The 1,736-nt window shown below is 68.5% G+C and carries 2 protein-coding genes; one reads left to right on the forward strand and one right to left on the reverse strand.

Going from position 1 to position 1,736, the window contains the following annotated elements; genetic code table 11:
• Positions 1–547 (reverse strand): CorA family divalent cation transporter (locus B2W70_RS16795; protein WP_286747408.1); only part of this gene is annotated, 547 nt, incomplete at its 3' end.
• A gap of 390 nt (positions 548–937) precedes the next feature.
• Here B2W70_RS16795 and B2W70_RS16800 point away from each other — a divergent pair.
• Positions 938–1,736 (forward strand): LysR family transcriptional regulator (locus tag B2W70_RS16800; RefSeq protein WP_286747410.1); only part of this gene is annotated, 799 nt, incomplete at its 3' end.

Raw genomic sequence — 1,736 nt, forward strand, 5'->3', positions numbered from 1 at the left:
AGCGGGCGATGGAGGCCAGCGCCTCGGCGGCGGCCTGGTCGTTGACCTCGTCCTGCAGCACGCGCTTGCTGACCTTTTCCAGCTCGTCGTAGATGTTCTCCAGCGTGTCGGCGGAGTACTCGGCGTCGGCGTCGTAGAGCTTGAGCAGCACGTCCTTGGCGTCTTCGATCAGGGCCGGGATGCGGCGCGCGCGCATGCGCAGCAGGCGGAACACCGGCAGGTCTTCCTTGTGGATCGAAAACAGGATGTTGTTGTGCAGGATGAAGGCCACGCGCACGTTGCGGGGCGCCTCGTCGTCGTCGATCAAAAAGTCCGAGCGCAGGTGGATGGCGCCTTCTTCTTCGTAGAAGCGGGCGGACTCTTCCAGGTCCTCGTCGACGATGTCGCCGGGGATGACGAGGCCGAAGCAGGCGGCGATCCAGCCTTTTTCTTCCGGCGTGGGGTCTTCGAGGTCGACCCAGACCGGGCGCGACGGCGTCAGCTCGTCGAGGCTGTCGATTTCTTCCTGGAACAGGCGGCCATTGGCCAGCGTGAAGACGTTGAGCATCGGGACTCCAGCACCTGATCACGCTCGGGCCGGGTCGCATGCGAGGCGATGCGGCTGCGGGTCGTGCAGGTTGTTTGACGGGTGAGGGGGTGTGGTTGCCGCCCCCTCCCGCGTGGGCCCGACCGGTCTCAGCGCGAGGCTGACCTGGTGGGCCGCAGCCGGTGCCTGCGTTTGCCTTGCGAGCGCTGGTCAGCGCGAGGCGGTGCAGGTGGCCGGCTGGCCGAAGTGGGCGGTCACCAAGGGTGACTGTCCAAGGTGGTTGCTCCAAAGGTGCGCCGTGCAAACGGCAACGCGTCATTATGGCGCGTGCTCGACTCGGGCTGGGGTGCGGAGTGCCGCATCGGGTGGAAAAAACACACGGGTGTGGGGAGGGCTGTATCGTTGTGCCCCATGTCCCTGCCGCACACCGCCTCCCGCCTCGACCTGAACCTCTTTCGCGTCATGGACGCGGTCTACGAGCACGGCGGCATTTCGGGCGCAGCTCGGCACCTGCACCTGAGCCAGCCGGCGGTGAGCCATGCGCTGGCCCGCCTGCGCCGCCTGTGGGGGGATCCGCTGTTCGTGCGTCAGGGCAACCAGATGGTGCCCACCGAGCTGACGCGGCGAGTCATCGGCGAGGTGCAGGCCCACCTGCGCGGCCTGCAGTCGCTCATGGGCCAGGCCGACACCTTCGACCCCCTCACGTTGAACATGACCCTGCGCCTGGGCATGCGCGACGTGCTCGAAGCCATCACCTTGCCGCCCCTGATGAGCCGCCTTGCTCAGGCCGCGCCCCAGGTCAAGATCGCCAGCGTGCGCGTGCCGCGTGACGCGCTGGAGCGCACCTTGACGATGGGCGAGGTGGACCTGGCCATCGACCGCCAGCGCCGGGTCACGGGCCGCATCCGGGGCGAACACCTGGCCGATGAGCAGCTCTCGGTGCTGATGCGGCGCGGCCACCCCCTGGCCAGCCGCCAGCTCAGCGTGGCCGACTACTTTGCACAAACCCATGTGATGGTGGCGCTGCAGCCCGACCAGCCCGACCCCCTGCAGGCGGTCTGGGCGGCCCAGGGCCTGGGTGAGCGCCAGGTCATCCTGCGCTGCCAGCACTACTTCGCGGCGGCCAACGTCGTGGCGGCGGGCGATGCCCTGCTGACCCTGCCGCGCACCTACGCCGAGGAGCTCACCCGTTCGCTGCCCCTGGTGCTGG

It is taken from the genome of Aquabacterium sp. UBA2148 (genome assembly GCF_002328915.1).
GTDB classification, from domain to species: domain Bacteria; phylum Pseudomonadota; class Gammaproteobacteria; order Burkholderiales; family Burkholderiaceae_C; genus Aquabacterium; species Aquabacterium parvum.